The following is a 748-nucleotide window of genomic DNA, read 5'->3' on the forward strand; positions in this document are numbered from 1 at the left end:
GACAATACCCGGCGCCCGCACTCCTCGCTCGGCTACAAGCCGCCAGCACCGGTCGCTGTGGTCTGGCCGCCTACGAAAACCCAACCCGCTTCGCCGGCCATCTCAACCGTGGCCGACAAGCCCACCATGCATTAGATTAGAACCGGGCCACCTGATGGGGGCAGGCCAGAACAGTTCGTCGAAAGTGATGATCTCGGGGGCTCTAATGTTGCGCCTATAGAGTTCGAAGCAGGTCACTTTGTCATCGTTACCGATCAGCTCGGTTAGGTTGCCGACAACGAGGTAGCTCCGGGGATCGATAGCGTAGAGACTGCCTCCGACGTCATTTCCGTGCGCATCTTTCTRCACGTCGCGGAACCGATTTCGAGTAAAGTCGAAGACCGTTTTTTGCACCTGCGTTACCGCACTCGAAAGCTCTTGCGACACCGCCCAGCAGCCCGGTCGGTATTGGTCGTGGCGGAGCAGATCGGTATCGTTTCGCTTGATTTCGATAAGGACGTACTGGCTGATTTGGGCCCGCGTGTGCATCAGGCCATCTGCGCGCTTGCCAGCTTGGCTGAAGGTCCTGCCGGTGGTTGCGGCTTCAAGCTTGGAGGCCACCTTCTCCAGAAACACGTAATTCAGGCCATGACCGAAGATCCACGTGTTTCGTTCGAAAAATGCCTGCCAGGTGGACTCATCGACCTTCCCTGACAGATTGGCCTCAAATTCGCGCAGAGCCTCTCGCTTAGAGGCCACCGCATAAATG

Annotated in this window: 1 protein-coding gene and 1 pseudogene; one reads left to right on the top strand and one right to left on the bottom strand. The window is 57.6% G+C overall.

Annotated features, from left to right (window positions below; translation table 11 throughout):
* A pseudogene (locus tag AC1DVA_RS28900) lies at window positions 1-135 on the top strand (IS3 family transposase); the annotation flags it as partial.
* On the opposite strand, the gene AC1DVA_RS28905 reads toward AC1DVA_RS28900, so the two are convergent.
* The coding region (locus AC1DVA_RS28905; RefSeq protein ID WP_476808206.1) for a Shedu immune nuclease family protein at window positions 103-748 on the bottom strand (646 nt) is incomplete at its 5' end. The pseudogene AC1DVA_RS28900 and the gene AC1DVA_RS28905 overlap by 33 nt on opposite strands.

It is taken from the genome of Allobosea sp. P4_C6, assembly GCF_056402015.1.